General features: G+C 68.6%; 13 protein-coding genes and 1 pseudogene. 12 read left to right on the top strand and 2 right to left on the bottom strand.

The window, feature by feature from the left end; all coding sequences use genetic code 11:
- Positions 1-3 precede the first annotated feature (3 nt).
- Positions 4-900, top strand: coding sequence for an ABC transporter permease (locus IRZ30_RS02940; protein WP_294082750.1), 897 nt, complete (start codon positions 4-6; stop codon positions 898-900).
- Between the two features lie 64 nt (positions 901-964).
- Positions 965-1,978: a Gfo/Idh/MocA family oxidoreductase gene (locus IRZ30_RS02935; protein ID WP_294082747.1), complete on the top strand. Its 1,014-nt coding sequence runs from the start codon at positions 965-967 to the stop codon at positions 1,976-1,978.
- Positions 1,979-2,131: 153 nt separating this feature from the next.
- On the opposite strand, the gene IRZ30_RS02930 is transcribed toward IRZ30_RS02935, so the two are convergent.
- Positions 2,132-3,121 (bottom strand): LLM class flavin-dependent oxidoreductase, encoded by a 990-nt coding sequence (locus IRZ30_RS02930; protein ID WP_294082745.1) that lies wholly within the window; start codon positions 3,119-3,121, stop codon positions 2,132-2,134.
- A 1,375-nt stretch (positions 3,122-4,496) separates the two neighbouring features.
- Here IRZ30_RS02930 and IRZ30_RS02925 point away from each other — a divergent pair.
- The 9 genes from IRZ30_RS02925 (at position 4,497) to IRZ30_RS02885 (ending at position 14,459) form a co-directional block, all read left to right on the top strand.
- Positions 4,497-5,759 carry an ABC transporter substrate-binding protein gene (locus IRZ30_RS02925; protein WP_294082743.1) on the top strand — a complete coding sequence of 421 codons (1,263 nt, stop codon included), beginning with the start codon at positions 4,497-4,499 and terminating at the stop codon, positions 5,757-5,759.
- A gap of 89 nt (positions 5,760-5,848) precedes the next feature.
- Entirely contained in the window at positions 5,849-6,610 is a 762-nt protein-coding gene (locus IRZ30_RS02920) for an ABC transporter ATP-binding protein (RefSeq protein WP_294082741.1), read from the top strand.
- 1 nt (position 6,611) lies between these two features.
- Complete coding sequence (locus IRZ30_RS02915) at positions 6,612-7,349, top strand: ABC transporter ATP-binding protein (RefSeq protein ID WP_294082739.1); 738 nt, start codon at positions 6,612-6,614, stop codon at positions 7,347-7,349.
- Between the two features lie 27 nt (positions 7,350-7,376).
- Positions 7,377-8,270, top strand: a complete 894-nt coding sequence (locus tag IRZ30_RS02910) for a branched-chain amino acid ABC transporter permease (protein WP_294082737.1) — start codon at positions 7,377-7,379, stop codon at positions 8,268-8,270.
- Positions 8,267-9,376 (top strand): branched-chain amino acid ABC transporter permease, encoded by a 1,110-nt coding sequence (locus tag IRZ30_RS02905; RefSeq protein ID WP_294082735.1) that lies wholly within the window; start codon positions 8,267-8,269, stop codon positions 9,374-9,376. The genes IRZ30_RS02910 and IRZ30_RS02905 overlap by 4 nt, the downstream gene beginning before the upstream one ends.
- 6 nt (positions 9,377-9,382) lie before the next feature.
- On the top strand, positions 9,383-10,744 hold the full coding sequence (locus tag IRZ30_RS02900; RefSeq protein ID WP_294082733.1) for an aspartate aminotransferase family protein: 1,362 nt from the start codon (positions 9,383-9,385) through the stop codon (positions 10,742-10,744).
- A gap of 9 nt (positions 10,745-10,753) precedes the next feature.
- On the top strand, positions 10,754-11,923 hold the full coding sequence (locus IRZ30_RS02895) for a M20 family metallopeptidase (protein WP_294082731.1): 1,170 nt from the start codon (positions 10,754-10,756) through the stop codon (positions 11,921-11,923).
- On the top strand, positions 11,920-13,278 hold the full coding sequence (locus tag IRZ30_RS02890; protein WP_294082729.1) for a glutamine synthetase family protein: 1,359 nt from the start codon (positions 11,920-11,922) through the stop codon (positions 13,276-13,278). Before IRZ30_RS02895 ends, IRZ30_RS02890 begins: the two co-directional genes overlap by 4 nt.
- 2 nt (positions 13,279-13,280) lie before the next feature.
- Positions 13,281-14,459, top strand: a complete 1,179-nt coding sequence (locus tag IRZ30_RS02885; RefSeq protein WP_294082727.1) for an amidohydrolase family protein — start codon at positions 13,281-13,283, stop codon at positions 14,457-14,459.
- 852 nt (positions 14,460-15,311) lie between these two features.
- Here the strand turns inward: IRZ30_RS02885 and IRZ30_RS02880 are convergent.
- The gene (locus IRZ30_RS02880) at positions 15,312-16,049 is read right to left on the bottom strand and encodes a helix-turn-helix domain-containing protein (RefSeq protein ID WP_294082725.1); all 738 of its coding nucleotides are present in this window, start codon (positions 16,047-16,049) and stop codon (positions 15,312-15,314) included.
- Between the two features lie 195 nt (positions 16,050-16,244).
- Here IRZ30_RS02880 and IRZ30_RS02875 point away from each other — a divergent pair.
- A pseudogene (locus IRZ30_RS02875) lies at positions 16,245-16,475 on the top strand (SDR family mycofactocin-dependent oxidoreductase); the annotation flags it as partial.

Raw genomic sequence — 16,475 nt, 5'->3', positions numbered from 1 at the left:
CGCATGACTGCCAGAGCCACCAGCAGTGCAACCGCACCGTCGGTCAGGACCACGTGGCCGGCTCATTCCCCCCGCCGCCGGTTGCTTCGGCGGCTGCGGCGCAGTCGATCGACGCTCATCGGCCTGGCGTTGACACTCCTGATTGTGGTGCTGTCGCTCGGCGCGCCGCTGTTGACCGATACCCCGCCGAACGCGATGTCGCCGACCGCCATTCTCCAGGGACCGTCGGCTGAGCACCCGTTCGGCACCGACGACTTCGGCCGCGACATCTTCACGCGCGTTCTCTACGGCGGCCGCATCTCGATCTTGGTCGGCTTCGTCATCGCGGTGCTCACCGGGGTTACCGGACTCACCGTTGGTACCCTTGCCGCCTACTATCCCCGGCTCGATAGTCCATTGATGCGGGTCATGGATGCCCTGATGGCCTTTCCGGCAATCCTCCTGGCGATCGGTATCATGGCCATCCTCGGGCCGCGGCTGCTGAACATCATCATCGCCCTGGGGATCGTGTACACGCCGCGCTGCGCGCGTGTGGCGCGTGCGACAGTCCTGTCCTTGCGCGAGCTGGACTACGTACAGGCGGCCCGGTCGCTCGGGTTGAGTGACTTCCGGATCATGATCCGCCATCTGGTACCGAACAGCATGACACCAGTGCTGGTGCAGCAGACCTTCATTCTTGCCGCGGCCATCCTGGCGGAGTCGAGCCTCAACTTCCTGGGGGTGGGCGTTCCCCCCGAGGTGCCAACCCTCGGCAGTATCCTGAGCGATTCGCGCACCTTCCTGCGCGATGCGCCCTGGATGTCGCTGTACCCAGGCCTCTTCATCTCATGCCTGGTGCTCGGCTTCAACTTGCTCGGAGATGGCCTGCGCGATGTGCTTGATCCCCACACGCGGCTCTAGGAGTAGGCCAGGAACGTGGTCGATCTGGCGTCAGATGACCTGTAATTGAGGAAAGGGGAACCGCATGGCATCCGTCGGGATGGCCCAGGTTGGGTGTGGCACCTGGGGGCAGGTCATGCTCACCCGGTTTCGGGCGCACTCGCAGGCACGCATTGAGGCTGTCTGTGACCTGAACGGCGATGTTGCCAAGCAGATCGCCGAGCAGTTTGGGGCGAAGGCGTACTACGACAACCTCGAGGAACTGCTCCGGCACCCAGGGATCGATGCCGTCGGTGTGGCGACGCCCGACTTTGCCCACCGGGAAGCCGTCGTCGGCGCGCTCGACGCCGGGAAGCACGTCCTGGTGCAGAAGCCGATGGCGACCACCGTCGAGGACTGTAAGGCCATGGTCGAGGCCGAACAGCGGTCGGGGCGCTACTTGATGGTCGACTTCCAACACCGGTGGGGCATCGGGTTCGCCGAGGCCCGTGCGGCGGTGCACTCGGAGAGCTTTGGCCGCGTCGTGCACGGGCACATCCGCATGAGCAACAGCCAGCGCGTGCCGACGCAGATGCTGTCCTGGGCCGGCCGGTCGAGTGTCCTGTGGTTCCTGGGCACCCATACGCTGGATCTGCTCCGATTCATTCTGGACAGCGAGGTCACCCGCGTGTTCGCCGTCTCCCGTCGGGGCGTCCTGGAGTCGCGCGGCGTCCCGACTCCCGACTTCTTCCAATCGACCCTGGAATTCGACAACGGCGCCTGCATTCAGATGGAGAATTCCTGGGTGCTGCCGGAGGGTGAGATCGCGGTCATCGAGCTGAACATGGAGCTGTATGGCGCCAATGAGTGCGTGCGCGTGAATCAGGCGCCGAACAACGTTATCCAGAAGACGACCAAGACCGGCCTCGAGGTACCGCTGGGGGCACGCTCCGCGGTCATGGCCCGCGGGACGTCCATTGACTACTTTATCGACTGTGTCGTCAGCGGTACGCGCCCGTCGATCACCGGCCACGATGGGCTGATGAACACGGCGACGCTGGTGGCCATCGAACGATCGGTCGCCGAGGGACGACCTGTTGCCCTGGCTGAGGTGCTGTAGCCTGCGCCAGGATAGTGGCGGCCCCGCGTACCCCGGCCTGACGTCCCACGAGTGCCGCGCTCGCCACGTTGACTGCAGCGGGTCACCGCACGGCGATCATCTGCGAGTTCGGCGGCCGCCACGTGGCCGCGGCCGCCCGCTGCTTGTACCCGCTCAGGCGCGCAGGCGGGGGCCGATCACGCGGCGGAACGCTTCCACCTCGGCCCAGGGCAGCTCGTAGCTCGTCGCCGCGGTGTGCGCCGGGAAGAGGAAGACGCGCTCGACCCCGGCCTCTTCCTGCGCCCGCAGCAGCCGCTCGGCGCAGTACTCGGCCGGGCCGAACAGGCCGAGCCGATCGCAGATCGCCTCGGCCTGGGCCTCGGAGATCGACGCCGGGTTGTGTCCCGGCGGCAGGTCGATCCCGGCGTACCGCAGCCAGTGGAGGTTCGAGCGGCTCGGGTACTCGAGCCAGGGCTGCCCGGGGCGGAACCACTGTCGCGGCCACTGGCACATCACCGCCCGGTCGCCGACCGCGATCGGGGTGATGAAGATCTCCAAGAGATCCTTCGGGTTGCGCCCGGCGCGCTCGGCGCCGGCGGCCAGGTGGCGCCGGGCGGCGGCGACCATCTGCGGGTCGAGCCCCACCAGCATGACCGCGCCGTCGGCGACCTCCCCGGCGAGTTCGAGCAGGCGCGGCCCAGATGCGGTCAGCAGTACCGGCAGCTTCCCAGACGGGTGGTTGCGGAGGCGTACCGGAACGCCCTTGAACTCAGCCGTCTCCCCGGCCAGCAGTGCCCGGATGGCGCGCACGGCCCGGCGCAAGTCGTCGATCGTCGCGCGCGACTCCCCGGCGGCCTCGACCGAGAGGAAGCCGGGGCCGAGGGTGATGCAGGTTCGCCTGGGGGCGAACTCTGCCAGGGAGTTGGCCAGGGCCGCGAGCACGAGCGGGTGGCGGGTGACCGTGTTGGACGTGACTGGGTAGAGCGACAGCCGCGACGTGCTGGCAGCGGCGATGCCCAGTACCACGTAGCAGTCGCGGCCGATGTGGTGGTGGTCGTGGAGTCCGACGCCGTGGAAGCCGGCCTGCTCACAGCCGCGGATGAAGTCGATCAAGGCCGGAAGCGGCAACCCCATCGGAACGCGAATATCCACCGCCACGGTCATCGTCTGTCCTCCGTTCGGTCTGTGCGCTCCCCCGACTACCGCCCCCAACACTGCGGCGCTGCCCGCCCCGGCTCATGCAACGGTCAAGGTCTTGGGCTTCTGTGGCTCGTCCGCTTCTCCATTGGGTGTGACGCGGGCGACCCGCCGTGCCCGGCGCAGAAGGCGCTGGGCTGACCACGAAAACCCGCTGCAACGGGCTACGGGAAAGGGCTCACCCGGATCATACCGCGTCTAACAAAATGGTTGGTGCCCAGGGCTATTGTGGTTTGACGCATGCGTTGCAGTCCACGCAGTCGGTGCGTGCCTGGGACGAATGGAAATTGACGAACCGAATGGGGGTACGCGCTCGGCCCGTGCCCGGGGCTGATGGAGTTTGACGAAGTATTCTCGTCTTCCCGCCACCCGTTCCGGCACGGCTGTCATCCTGAGCGGAGCCGGCCGGCGGAGCGAAGGATCTCGCGTCGGACCGGCCACGCAGCGAAGGATGACAACGCGGGGGCGCGGACGGCTGTCGCGTTTACCGGATTAATTCGTCAAAGTTCATAAGCCGCCGGGCTGAGAAGGCGAAGCCCACTGAAGGGGCTGGGGACTGGGCGCCCAGCGGGATGCCGGATCGGATCCACCGGGGCGTGGCCATCGTAGCCCCTTCAGTGGGCTTACCAAACTATCAGCCGGCGGCTTCAGCCCCGAGCACCGGCAGAGCCCGTACACCCACATCATTCGTCAAACCCCACAACCCCCGGGCACGGGCCGACCAGCGGACACCCGCACAATTCATCAAACTCCATTAACCCCTGGCCGAGACCACGGAGCGGGGACCCTCGCACCACCTCATCCCTGGCACGGACCGTGGTGACCGGGGGTGACCTTCACCAGGAGGTCTCTCCCGTGGCGTACCGCGGTGGCACGAAACCGCTGTGCACTGAGAATGAAACATTATGTCTTGACACCGTCTCTACCCGCCCCCTATAGTCGGCTGCAGAGTCTCCACGCCGAACTGCGGTTTGCGGAAATATCGCTGGGTAATGGGTCCGTTATGGTCCCCAGATACGCCCCTGTCATGGCAGAGTGGTGTGATATAGGCGCCGGAGAACTGCGCGCTATGGCCGGTGTCACGCTCGGGCCTGTGGTCTCGTGGGCACACGACGCGGCTGGTTGCGCTGGACCGTGACCTGTGCTGAACGCTGCTCGCGCGTGAGGCCGGCGGCGCCGGGCTGGTGGGAGGAGGTGGTCGCGACAACCGAGGGAGGACGCGGCCTGCCGTGCGGCTGGCGCCACGGGCGCCCCCACGCGGGACGAGCCTGGCCGGGTTGGCTGGCAGCCGTGCGTTCCGGTTCTGTGGTGTACCCACCGTCCAATGGGGGGGAGTGATACCGTGACGCCACGCATGCCTTTGCGCCTACTGACCTTTTTGAGCCTCCTTGCCCTGGTCCTGGCCGCGTGCGGTGGAACGGAGGCGGCTGTCACGGCGACCGCGCCGGCAGGCGGTGCGGGGTCCGGGGCGGCGCCCGCCCCGTCGTCGCCGGGTGCCGGCGCGGAGAACCCGATCATCATCGGCGCGGCCGTGCCCCGAACCGGCTGGATGGCTGCCTACGACACCCCGCCCTTGATGGGCGCCCGGCTCGCGGTCAAGCAGATCAATGAGGCGGGCGGCGTGCTTGGCCGGCCGCTGCAGTTGATCGAGCTGGATGGGAAGACCGATCAGGCGACGGTCGGCAACGCAGCCATCCAGTTGATCGAGCAGGGCGCCGAGGTCATGATCGCCCCCTGCGATTTCGACTTCGGCGCGCCGGTCGGCCGCGCCGCGCAGGAGGCCGGGATCGTCGGTCTGTCGACCTGCGCCTCGTCCCCGCTCTACGGCTCGGAAGCGCTCGGGGACTTGCAGTTCACCGTCTCGATGTGGAACCAGACGATGTCCGCCGCGGCAGCCCAGTTCGCCTGTAAGGACATGGGTTGGACGACGGGCGCCACGATTGTCGACACGACCACGGAGTACACCCAGTCGCTGGGCGAGTACTTCGTCGACGCGTTCCAGGAGATGGGGTGCACCATCGTCAACGAGGACACCTATCTCCAGGGCGACATGCAGATCGACGCCCAGATCCAGCGTCTCCAGGGCCTGCCGGAGCCGCCGCAGGTAATCCTGCTCTCCACCAACATGCCGGACTACGCCATGATGGTGCGCGAGCTCCGCGCGGCCGGCTTCGACACCCCGCTCATGGGCGGCGACGCCATGGATACGGTCGAGTTCTATCCCGCGGTCGGTCCGGACGCGGGCAACAATATCTTCATCTCGACGCACAGCTTCGTGGGGCCCGGCGTGGGGCCGGCGATGGACGAGTTCCTCGAACTCTACGAGGCAGAGTACGGCGGACCGCCGGAGACGGCCTTCGCGGTGATGGGCTGGGATACGGTCAACATCATCGCGCAGTCGATCGAGCGGGCGGGGTCCACCGACGGACCGGCACTCGCCCAGGCGATGGAGGGGGTGACCTTCGACCTCCTGAGCGGCAGCCTGACCTGGTCCGATGCCGCATCCGGTCATGCCCCGGATAAGGAGGCCTTCATCCTCGAGGTCAAGAACGGCGAGCCGACTTTCGTCAAGAAGATCAAGCCGGAGTACGTCCCGCCGACGTAGCGGCGGGGCGGCTCGGTGTCGCCCGGCTTTGCCGTCGTTGCCGATGACGGCGAGGCCGGGCGGCATGGTCGGCTGGAGAGCGAGTTCCCATGACGTCACCCACCGACGGTCCCGGAGCGACCGCATCGTTGGTCGCACGAGGGGTGGTCAAGACCTTCGCCGCGCTGCGCGCGGTCGACGGCGTCAGCCTGACCTTCAACCGCGGCGAGATCCTGGGGCTGATCGGGCCGAACGGCTCCGGCAAGACGACGCTGATCAACGTCCTCACCGGGATGCTGCGCATCACGGCTGGGGAGGTCTGGGTCAACGGGACCGACATCACCGGGTGGCCGCCGCACCGGATCGCGCGAGTTGGGCTTGCCCGCACCTTCCAGGTGGTGCGGCTCTTCCACGAGTTCAGCGTGCTGGAGAACGTGGAGGTCGCGGCTCTCAGCTCCGGCCGCATCCCGCGGCGGGAGGCGACAGCGCGCGCCTGGGAGGCCCTGGAGCGGGTCGGCATCGCGCACCTGGCGCCGTGGCCGGCCGCGGCGCTGCCGCAGGGCGAGGAGCGCCGCGTCGAGATCGCTCGCGCGCTGGCGACCGCGCCGGAGTTCCTGCTCCTGGACGAGCCGGGCGCCGGGCTCACCGAGCCGGAGGTCGAGACGCTCCTGGCGACGCTCTCGACCATCCGCCGGGATCTGGGCTGCGGCATCCTGATCGTCGACCACGACATGCGCCTGATTATGCGGCTGTGCGACCGCATCCACGTGCTGAACTACGGGCGCACGATTGCCGAAGGAACGCCCGACGAGGTCCGCCGCGAGCCGGCGGTCATCGAGGCGTATCTCGGCGCATCGGCTGAGGCAGGTTGAGATGCTGGTGGTTGAGGACCTCCACGTCCGCTACGGGGCGATCAACGCGCTCAACGGCATCTCCCTGCGCGTCGAGGAGGGGGAGATCGTCGGCCTCATCGGCGTCAACGGTGCCGGGAAGAGCACGACGCTGGGCAGCGTCGCGGGGATCGTCCGCCCCTGGCGGGGGGCGATCCGGTTCCGCGACGTGTCGCTGCTGGGCCAGCCGCCGGAAGCGATCGTGCGGCGAGGCATCGCCCTCGTCCCCGAAGGCCGACGGATCTTTCCGGGCTTGACCGTCGAGGAGAACCTGCGCCTGGGAGCGGCGGTGCGGAAGGACCGGGCCGAGATCCAGCGCGACATGGAGCGCTGGTGCGCGTTCTTCCCGATCCTGGGTGAGCGCCTGCGGCGTCCGGCCGGGACCCTCTCCGGCGGGCAGCAGCAGATGCTGGCGATCGCGCGGGCGCTGATGGCACGTCCGGCGCTCATGATGCTCGATGAGCCGTCGCTCGGGCTGTCGCCCAAGCTGGTCGATGACGTGTTTGCCCTCATCGGCGAACTCCGCGACCTCGGTACGACGATCCTGCTGGTGGAGCAGAACGTGGAGAAGACGCTGGCGCTGGTGGACCGGGCGTACCTGCTCAACGCCGGCCGGGTGGAGTTCGCCGGGCCGCCCCGCACCCTGCGCGAGCATGCGGACATCGAGAGCGCCTACCTGGGGCGCCACAACGGTCCCGGCCCCGAGGCCGGGCCGGGTTAGGCGCCGCCGAGCGGCACAGGAGCGTGCATGGTGAATGACATCGTCCAGTTCGTCGTCTCGTCGCTCTCGCTCGGGGGGCTGTATGCCCTGATGGCGCTCGGGCTCGTCATCGTCTACGGCATCCTGCGACTCATCAACTTCGCCTATGGCGAGCTGGTGATGGTCGGCGGCTACTCCCTGCTGATCCTCGGGAAGACCGTCTGGCCCTGGATCTTCGTGGCGGCGTTGAGCGTCGCGATGGCGGTGCTGGCGAGCGTGCTGATGGAGCGGGTCGGGTTCCGCCCGGTGCGCAACGCTTCCCCGACCACGATGCTCATCACCTCGTTCGCCATCAGCGCCCTGCTGCAGAACATCGCCTTGCTGACCGTGTCGCCCCGGCCGCAGGCCGTCCGCCTGCCCGGCTTCTTCGTGCAGACCCTGACCATCGGCGGCTTCCGGGTCAAGGCGGTCGACCTCATCAGCCTGGCGGTCAGCTTGATCCTGCTCGGCGTGCTCACGGTCTTCCTGCGTCGCACGATCATGGGCATGGCGCTGCGCGCATCGGCGGACGACTTCACCATGGCGCGGCTCCTCGGGGTGCGGGCCAACGGGGTGATCGCCCTCGCCTTCGCCATCAGCGGTTTCATGGCGGGGATCGTGTCGCTCTTCTGGATTGGGCGCTCCTCGCTGGTCGAGCCGGCGGTTGGGCTCCAGCCGGTCCTGATCGCCTTCATCGCCTCGGTTGTCGGCGGCATGGAGAGCTTGAAGGGGGCGGTCCTCGGCGGCTACCTCCTGGGCTTCCTCACCGTCGGCCTGCAATCGGTCCTGCCCCAGAGCCTGCTCGATTACCGGCAGGCCGTCACCTTCAGCATCGTGATCGTGCTGCTCCTGATCCGGCCCCAGGGGCTGATCGGTGGCACCTACGCAAGGGAGGCCCGGTGAACGCCAGGGCGCTGCACGTACCGCGCTGGGTCGAACGTGCATTCCCGCTCATCGTGCTCGTCGTCGGGCTGCTCGTGATCGCGGCCGGCACCGAGCTTTTTGCCGGGCGTGTGTTTCAGCGCGTTGTCACCGTGATGTTCATCAACGTGATCCTGGTCGTGGCGCTCCAGATCTTCACCGGGAACTCCGGCCTGATGTCGTTCGCCCACGTGGCCTTCATGGCTATCGGCGCCTACGGCTCGATCTGGTTCTCGCTGAGCCCGCGGGAGAAGCGGCTAACCCTGCCCGACATGCCGGAGACCTGGCTGCTGCACCAGGCGCACTTTCCCTTCATCCCGGCGCTGCTCGCCGCCGGGCTGATCGCCGCGGCGGTCGGTGCGGTGCTGGGGGTGCCGTTACTCCGCCTGCGTGATGCCTCCTTCACCATCGCCTCGTTTGCCTGGCTGATCATCGTCCACAGCGTCGCGCTGCAGTGGGACGCACTGACCCGCGGCTCGCGCACCGTCTTCGGCATCCCCCAGTACACGGGTCTCTGGACGGCCACGGGCTGGATGCTCCTCTTCGTGGCGCTGGCGTTCCTGTTCCGCGAGATGCCGCTCGGCCTGAAGCTGCGTGCGGCACGCGACGACGAGGCGGCCGCCTGGAGCATCGGCATCAGTAGCGCCTGGGTGCGCTGGGTCGCCTGGGTCTTCAGCATCTTCGTCGCCGCCGTGGCCGGAGGCTTGTGGGCGCACTTCATCACCACCTTCTCGCCCAACTCCTTCTACCTGCGCCAGACGTTCCTGATCGTCGCGATGCTCATCATCGGCGGGAGCGGCAGCGTGAGCGGCGCGGTCATCGGCGCCGTCGCTGTCTCCCTGACCTCCGAGGCGCTGCGCAGTGTTGAGAACTGGCTCAACCTCCAGCGGGCGGCGCAGACGGCGCTGGGCCAGGTGATCCCCTTCCAGCTCGTCGGCTTCACCGAGATCGTCATCGCCCTGGCGATGATCGCCGTGCTGATCCTGCGCCCGTCCGGCCTGACGCGGGGCAGGGAGATTCGCTGGCCGTTCGGACCGAAGCTCGACCGCCCCGCCGCCGTCGAGCCGACGCCCGAGCGTGCCGGGTAGTGAGGGATGACCATGGAACCGCAGGCGACCGGTACCGCGGTGCAGGAGGCATTCGAGCGCGACGCGCGGCTCATCGCGGACGCGATCAAGATCCGCTACAACCCGCTGGTGATCGACCGCGCCGAGGGCGGCCGCATCTACGACATCGAGGGCCGCGCTTACCTCGACTTCGGCGCGAGCTGGTCGCTGGCGCACCTGGGCTACAGCAACCCGCACGTGCGCCGCGCGGTCGCCGCCCAGCTCGAAAAGACGATGTTTGCCGGACTGGTCTCCGCCATCAACCAACCGGCGCTCGATCTGGCGGAGAAGCTGGTGGAGCTGGTGCCGGGCGACTTCCCGAAGAAGGCCTGGTTCGGGCTGTCGGGGTCGGATGCGAGTGAGGCGGCGCAGCGCCTGATCCGGATGGCAACGGGCAAGCGGCGCCTGATCTCGTTCGTCGGGAGCTGGCATGGCACGACCGACGCCACCATGGCGCTCTCGGGGCACACCGCCTTCGTCGACGTGGTCGGGGGTGCCCACGTCACCAAGGTGCCCTACCCGAACCCCTATCGCAACCCGTTCGGCGGAGATGCCGGCCGGGTGACGGACCAGTGCCTCGGGTTCCTGGAGGACTATCTCTTTACCACCATCTGCCCGCCGGGCGACGTCGGCGCGATCTTCGTCGAGGCGGTGCAGAGCGACGGCGGCGACATCGTCCCGCCGCCGGACTTCCTTCCGAAGCTGCGCGCCCTGTGCGACCGCCACGGCATCCTGCTGGTGGTCGACGACATCAAGGTCGGGCTGGGTCGCACCGGCACGATGTTCTCCTACGAGCACGGGGGCATCGTTGCTGATCTGGTGCTGCTCGGCAAGTCGCTGGGTGGTGGGCTGCCGCTCAGCGCCATCGTCGGGCGGCAGGAGATCCTGGATGCCGGAACCGGGGTGGCGCTGTTCACGGTGTCGGGCAATGCCACCAGCTGTGCCGCGGGGCTGGCCACGCTGGAGGTGATCGAGCGTGAGGGGCTCGTCGCGCGGGCGGCCGCCAACGGCGCGTACCTCCACCAGCGGCTGGTCGAAACCCTCGGGCGCTACGACATCGTCGGTGATGTCCGCGGCCTGGGCATGATCCAGGGGGTCGAGCTGGTTACCGACCGGGCCGGCAAGGCGCCGAACCAGTCGGCCGCGGCCAAGATCGTCTACCGGGCCTGGGAGCTGGGTCTCATTCTCTACTACGCCGGCAACTGGTCGAACGTGCTGGAGATCACGCCCCCGCTCATCCTCAGCCGGGAGGAGATCGACGAGGGTGTCGCGCTGCTCGACCAGGCGTTCGCCGACGTGCTGGCCGGTCGGGTCAGCGACGCGGCCGTCGCCCGCTTCGCGGGCTGGTAGGAGGCCGGGGTGAGCGATCCGATCGTCGCCTACCTGCACGAGCGTCTCCCGGACTACCTGCGCGACCTGGAGTCGCTCGTCAACCAGGACTCCGGCAGCGACGACAAGGCGGGGGTCGACGCCGTCAACGACTGGCTCGCGCATCGGCTGGCGTCGCTGGGCTTCACCGTGACCCGCCACCAGCAGGAGCGGCACGGGGACGACCTGGTCGCCCGCCGTCACGGCCGCGGCAGCGCCCGGATCATGCTGCTGGGCCATACCGACACCGTGTTCCCCCGCGGGACGACCGCCGAGCGGCCGATGACGATCGACGGCGACCGCGTCCTCGGGCCCGGCACCTGCGACATGAAGGCCGGGCTGTTGACGGGGCTGTACGCGGTGGCGGCGCTCGACCACGTGGAGTGGGACAACGTCGGCACCCTCAGCTACGTCGTCGTCTCCGACGAGGAGATCGCCGAGCGGCACTCCATCCCGCTGCTGATGGCGGAGGGGCCCGCGCACGACGCGATCCTGACGCTGGAAGCGGCGCGGGAGAACGGCGACATCGTGACCGCGCGCAAGGCCGTGCGCTGGTACACGGTCGAGGCGCGGGGCAAGGCGGCCCATGCCGGGGTCGAACCCGAGAAGGGGCGCAGTGCCGTCCTCGCGCTGGCCCACCTGATCGTCCAGGCGGACGGGTTGAACGACCTGGCGCGGGGCCTGACCGTCAACCCCGGCGAGATCCGCGGTGGCGGCAATCCGAGCGTGGTGGTCGACCGGGCCTCGGTCCGCTTCGACCTGCGCGCCTGGAGCACGGCCGACCTCGACGCCCTGGCCGGGCGGTTGCGGACGCTGGTGGACACGGAGTGGGTTCCCGGCGTCACTATGACCATGGCGCTTGAGCCGGGCTCGGACTGCCCGGCGATGGAGCGGACGCCGGGGGTGGCGGCCCTGGAAGACATGGCCGTCGCCATCGCCCGGGAGTTGGGCTTTTCGCTGCGCGGGGCGGCAACCGGTGGCGGGTCGGACATCAGCTTCGCGGGTCACCAGGGTACGCCGGGGCTGGACGGGCTGGGGCCGATCGGCGGCCTGGACCACGGCCCGGACGAGTACATCCTGCTCAGCAGCATTGTGCCGCGCACGGCGCTGCTCGCCCGGTTGATCCAGGCGATCGGCGACCGCGGAGGGAGGCTGGTGTGAGCACCGAAGCGACGACCGACGTTCCAGCCATGCTCGAGCGCCTGCAGCGGGACGGGATCGAGCACCTCTGGGTGGTGTACCACGACTACAGCGGGCGGGCCATGGCCAAGACGGTGCCGCGCGCGTCGTTCGAGACGGCGCTCACCGAGGGCGTGGTCTTCGCGCTGGCTAACCTCAACATGGACATCGTCGACCACCAGCCGCCGCGCGCCACCCTGCTGGCCAACACCGGCGACTTCCTGGCCGTGCCGGACCCGCGCAGCTACGCGGTGGTGCCGGTCGCGCCCAAGACGGCGCGGATGTACGCCTGGATGCGGGCAACCGACGGCTCGGTGTGGGAGGGCTGCCCGCGGACCCGGCTGGATAAGGTCGTGGCGGAGCTGGCACAGGCCGGGTTCAGCGTCCAGTGCGCCTTCGAGCCGGAGTTCTACCTGTTGAACAAGGGGCCGGACGGGGAGTACCACCCGGTGAACCCCACGCGCATGATGACGCGGGATGGGCTGGCGGCTGAGATCAACCTGGTCCAGCGGATCATGCACGACCTGGAGCTGATGGGACGGCGGATTCCCCAGTTCGGCAAGGAGTACGGGCCGGGGCAGTACGAGGTCTCGACCTACCACGGCCCGCCGATTAAGGCGGTCGACGACTACCTGACGCTCAAAGACGTGATTCGCGACGCGGCGCGCACCTCCGGCTACGTGGCGTCGTTCATGCCCAAGATTTACGCCGACTGGGCCGGCTCCAGCCTCCACGTCCACCTGAGCCTGTGGGATGCCGCCGGGGAGACGGACCTGACCCCCTCCAGCGCGGACAACACCTCGCTCTCCGACCTGGGGCGCTGGTTCATGGGTGGGCTGCTGCGGCACGCTCCGGCACTGACCGGGCTCGGCTCCCCGACCGTCAACAGCTACAAGCGGCTGCAGCCAGGCTCCTGGGCGCCGGCCAACCCCTACTGGGGTTACGGCAACCGCTCAGCGGTGATCCGCATCCCTGGCGTCGGCACGCGGCGGCACATCGAGTACCGCTCCGGTGATAACTCCTGCCAGCCCTACCTGTTCCTGACCGGGCTGCTCGCCGCCGGGCTCGACGGCATCCGCAATCAGATCGACCCCGGCGACCCCTTCGACGGCGACGTCGGGCACCTGACGCTGCACGAGATCGAACGCCTGAACCTCGGCTTCCTGCCCCGCTCGCTGGAAGAGGGGCTCGCGGCGCTGGAGGCGGACGAGGTGGTCGCGGGGGCGGTGGGTGACGAGGCGCTGCGCCACTTCCTGCTGGTCAAGCGCCACGAGCTGGAGCAGTACGACGTCCACGTCCACCCGTGGGAGCGAGACACCTACCTGGAGGTCGTGTAGTCATGTTGGATCTGGCACAGCTCCCCGTGGTCGACGTTCACTGCCACCCCTTCCTGAACCGGGGGCCGGTGGACGCCGAGCAGTTCACCGACCTGACCGCCTTCGGTGGCGGTTCGCGCCAGTACCTAGAGGAGGGCGGCGTCACGGTCACTGATGCGGTGCATGCCGAGCTGCAGCGCCTCAAGCGCGACACGCTCTACTTCCGGCGCATGCTGCGCGACCTGGCGGCCTTCTTCGGCTGCGCGCCCGACCTCGACACGGTCCTGGCCCACCGCAACCGCGCCGTCGAGGAGGACTACACCGGCTACGTGCGCCGGCTCTACGCCAACGCCGGGCTGACCACGCTGGTGACCGACTTCGGCTTCCCGCTGCCGATGCTCGACATCGAGGCGGTGCGGGCCGAGCTGCCGGTCGAGATCGTGCCCATCTTCCGGATCGAGCCGCTGATCGTCGACCTGCTGGCGATGGACTTGACCTGGTCGGAGTTCCGCCAGCGCTATGACGACACGATCGCCGACGCGCTCCAGCACAAGGGCTACAAGGGGGTCAAGTCGATCATCGCCTATCGCACCGGGCTGGATATCTCGCCCCTGAGCCGTACCCCTGACCAGGGCTACCAGGCGCTGGACGCCATCCGCCGGGGGTTGGGGGGTGGCAGCATGAAGAAGCTGCGGGACCATCTGCTCTGCCGGGCGCTGGAGCTGTGTATCGGGTACGACGTGCCGATGCAGATCCACACCGGCATGGGCGACTTCGAAGTCAACCTGGTCTACTGCCGGCCGGCCTACCTGATGGAGTTGCTGCGCTTCCCGGCCTACCGCGCCTGCCGGGTGCTGCTGGTGCACACGGGCTACCCCTACCACGGCGAGGCGGCCTACATGGCCAACGTCCTGCCACGGGTCTACTGCGACGTCAGCGAGGGAATCCCCTTCGCCGGGCACGCTGCGCGCCGCATCTTCAGCGAGGTGCTGGAGATGGCGCCCATCTCCAAAGTGGTGTACGGGTCGGACGGCTACGCGCTGCCCGAGATCAACTACACCAGCGCCAAGCTGGGCAAGCAGTCGCTCGGCCAGGTGCTTACCGACCTCGTGACCGACAACATGCTCTCCGAGGCCGAGGCGCAGGAGGCCGCCGGGCTCATCCTCTCCGGCAACGCGCGCGAGTTGTACCAGCTCGATTGACGGGAACCCTGCCCCGGGACTCGGTCGGCTATCATCCCGAAAATGGTCAGCTAGAGCGGCCGGGGGAAAAGCGTTCACATGCCGGCGTTGGGGGCCCGCCATTCGTCGCGTGCCCGGGGCTCAAGCCGCCGGGCTAGGAGGCGAAGCCCACTGAAGGGGCTGGGGACGCTGTATCCGATGGGAGGCCAGACCGGCTCCGCCCAGGCGTGGCCATCGCAGCCCCTTCAGTGGGCTTACCCCATATCAGCCCGGCGGCTTTAGCCCCGGGCACGGGCTGCGGCGCGGGGATCCTCGCACCACCCACGACCCGGCCGATCGCCACCCCAGCCGGCTCTAGCCGGCTTCCGTTGTCAGCCCGGGGGTGAACCCCCGGGCACGTGCCGACTGCGGACACCCATGCAATTTGCCAACCTCCAATAACCCCCGGACCCAAACCACAGCGCGGGAAGCCTCGCCGCCACCTGCCGCTGCGCCGTGCAGGCGTGGCGTCACTATGTGCGCCGCAGTCGATGGCTCCTGGCGCGGTTGGGGCCTCGATTTGGACAGGTGAGATGGACTACCATCAATGATGACCGACATGGCGGGCGATGGCTCGGTAATGGGGAGCATCCCGCTGCCGGTCAGGTCGTGTGTGGGCGGGATTCGAACGGCGAAGGGGGAGCTGCGGGCGTGATCGACCCGATCGTGGGCGTGGCGCTGACGTTTCTCATCGCTATCGGCATCCTGGTCTTGCAGGAGCGAAGCAACTGAGTGCGGAGCGCGGCCGGTGGGCCTGACCGGCGCGTCAGGACCGGGCCGATCCAGGTGCAGGACAACGCAATCGCGCGGAACCCGGCGTCTCCCGCCGGGAACTCACACCGTGCCGTGAACTCCCGGTGAGTGTGTGCCGGCTGTGAGGTCGTGGATCGACGCGAGCCGGGTCTCCAGGGTCTCGAGGCGCCGCTGCTGACGGACCAGCACGCCGATGTAGAAGGCGGCGGTCTCAATGATCTCGATCTCGCTCGGGAGCAGGTGCCGGTCCTGGCCCACGGTGACCACAACCACCCCCAGCGGCTCGTCCCCGGTCTCCAGCGGGACGGCTGCCCCGCTGCCGCGAGCGGTGGGCAGCGGGAACCGCTCAGAACTCGACTCGAATAGCTCGCACTGACGCTTCATCAGCGCGCGGACGACGGCTCGGGGCGGCGCGCTCTGGGCGAGTTGCGCGGTGCGCCACTGGGGGATGCCGAACGAGGTGCACCACCCCAGTTCCTGCCGCTCGTCCAGGAGGTAGAGCCCGGCGGCGTCCGCTCGGAGCAGGAGGGTCAACCGGCGGATTGCCTCGCGCAGGAGCAGGCGTGACGACCCGGTGACCGGCACCGGTCCGTTCTGCCTGGATGGCGGGCCACCGGCGACGGGGACGCTGGCGGGCGACGGGCGTCCCCGGTTCAGAAATCGGTCGAGCTCTGCCGGGTCGTAGCGGCGATGCCCGCCCGGTGTCCGCGACGGCGCCAGCAGCCCCGACTCTTCGGCCGCCAGCAACGTCATGCGGCTGACCCCGAGGTACTGGCACGCTTCCCCTACGGTCAGGAGTCGCCGGCCTCGTCGTGCCATCGGCTCCCTCCTGGTTCTCTCTGACCGCAAACGACGCGAGATCTCCACAAAATCGATTTGCGGCTCCATGTCATGAGTGCTATCGATACTGTAGCAGCGATTTCTTGTTAGTTCCAGAGGCGCGTCGAAACGGATCGGACGCAGTTGCGTCGCCGGGGGATGGCGGCGGATGCCGCAGAGTGCCGGAGGGTACCGGTGGCTACGCCGAACCTCGAGGGCAAGGTCGCCCTGGTGACAGGCGCGGCACGGGGGCAGGGGCGCGAGCACTGCCTCGCCTTGGCGCGTGCGGGAGCCGCCATCGCCGCGCTGGATATCTGCCGCGATCTGGAGGTTCCCACCTACCCGTTGGGAACGCGCGCCGAGCTTGACGCGGTCGTTGCCGCGGTCGAAGACCTGGACCGGCCTGCCCTGGGACTGGTCGCCGAT

The sequence above is a fragment of the Sphaerobacter sp. genome, from assembly GCF_019683595.1.
Taxonomy (GTDB): Bacteria; Chloroflexota; Chloroflexia; order Thermomicrobiales; family Thermomicrobiaceae; genus Sphaerobacter.
This window is presented reverse-complemented; position numbering and strand designations above follow the sequence as displayed.